Source organism: uncultured Holdemanella sp. (assembly GCF_934772795.1).
Taxonomy (GTDB): Bacteria; Bacillota_I; Bacilli_A; order Erysipelotrichales; family Erysipelotrichaceae; genus Holdemanella.
Genome location: NZ_CAKVMR010000125.1, coordinates 1 through 1,754 on the forward strand (window position 1 = coordinate 1; position 1,754 = coordinate 1,754).

Here is a 1,754-nt window from a genome sequence, read left to right on the forward strand (position 1 = left end):
TAAAATGTGATTGATTTCACAAATAATAGTTAGTTAAATATAATTTAATACTCTTTTAACATAATTCTTGGTATAATTAGAAAAAGGAGTTCCCGTATGAAAGATCGTTATTTTTCAAGAAAAAAATTCATTACGAACTATATTGTCGCAATTATCACTTTCATCATCACTCTTACAATAGGAATTTCGATTTTTTTTAATATTGTTCAATCTTCCGTTGAAAAAAATTCAAGAGAAACACTCATTACCAATGTTGTAAGGCAAAGTGAACATTTAAATACGATTCTAAATATCAACTACTCCTATTTAAATGTACTTGCACAAGAACTATCTAAATCTCAAGATTTATTTTCAGAAGATAATATATCTTTAATTCAAGCCTTCATGGAAAACACAGATTTAAATCGTACGGCAATCATCGATCCAAATGGAAATGCCCTATATGACAATGAAGTTATAAAGAATGTAGCTCATCGCCGATATTTTAAAGAAGCCATGCAAGGCAAACAATCTCTTTCGGATCCTTTAGAAAGCAGTGTTGACCAACAAACACGTGTCATCTTATGCGTACCCATCTTTAGAGATAAACAAGTCATTGGTGTTGTGGGCGGTTCTTACAATGTCACAAAGCTAGGAAACATGTTGTTTGATGATTTGTTTGAGGGACAAGGAAAAAGTTTTATTGTTGATCAAGATGGAAATCTAATCACTCGAGATAAAGAATATACAAAGAAGCATAATATAAATACAGTGGATAATTTGTTTGATGTTTGTGATCAAAAGAAAATCAAAACAGATTTTAAAAATCAAAAATCAGATTTAATCCAAGTACAAGCCAAAAAAAATGAATCGTTATATTTAGCTTATTCCCCGCTAAAAATCAATGATTGGATGATATGTTACATTGTTCCAGTTCTTGTTGCTCAAGAATCTTACACATTTATTACGCATTACGAAACGTTGTTGGCAACATTTATAGGATTCATTGTATTGAGTCTTATGGCTTATTTAGCTCATTCAAGCTCAAAAGAAAATAAGTATTTGATTCATTTGTCTGAAATTGATCCATTAACTTCTGTCTTCAATAAAGAGACAACGCAGAAACTAATTGAACAAAAACTAAATAATAAAGAGCATTGTTGTTTTTTGATTCTAGATGTAGATGCCTTTAAATCCGTTAATGATACTTATGGTCATGCGGTAGGCGATAAAGTTTTAGAAAACTTGGGTTTACTCTTTAAGAATCATTTTAGACAAAGTGATATTGTCGGACGAATTGGAGGAGATGAATTTATTATTCTAATTCAAGATGAAAATATTACTGAATCTAGAATTCAGTCTTTACTTCAAAAAGTCAATGAATTAAAGATTGAAGAATTAAAAGATTTCAAATTATCCATCAGCATTGGAATTGCCTTTGCACCTAAAGACGGGACTAGCTTTATGGAACTGTATCGCCATGCCGATCAAGCCTTGTACCAGATAAAACGTACAGGAAAGAACAATTATAAAATATATAAAAACGACGAGAACTAAATCTCGTCGTTTTCTTATACATTCGTGTAATTAAAGCTCATTAAATCAACTGGCTTATCCTTAATATAATCCTTAATTTCTAAGCCTTCTAGTTTAGCTGGACGAACTACGATTTCGTTTTTAACCACATCTTCTTTAACCAGCTTCATCTGTTTCATTTGTGCAAATAAATCCTGCAGAACTTCCATTCTCTTAGGAATGCCCCTATACACATATTC

2 protein-coding genes are annotated in these 1,754 nt (G+C 31.0%); one reads left to right on the top strand and one right to left on the bottom strand.

Annotation, left to right across the window (positions count from 1 at the left end):
* Window positions 1-96 precede the first annotated feature (96 nt).
* Window positions 97-1,536, top strand: a complete 1,440-nt coding sequence (locus Q0F04_RS11815) for a diguanylate cyclase (RefSeq protein WP_295753534.1) — start codon at window positions 97-99, stop codon at window positions 1,534-1,536.
* Window positions 1,537-1,550: 14 nt separating this feature from the next.
* On the opposite strand, the gene Q0F04_RS11820 is transcribed toward Q0F04_RS11815, so the two are convergent.
* A partial coding sequence (locus tag Q0F04_RS11820) for a hypothetical protein (RefSeq protein ID WP_295753535.1) occupies window positions 1,551-1,754 on the bottom strand: 204 nt, incomplete at its 5' end.

Excerpts from the sequence above, each read along its gene's own strand:
- Q0F04_RS11815 (WP_295753534.1), top strand. The coding sequence starts at position 97 with ATGAAAGATCGTTATTTTTCAAGAAAAAAATTCATTACGAACTATATT.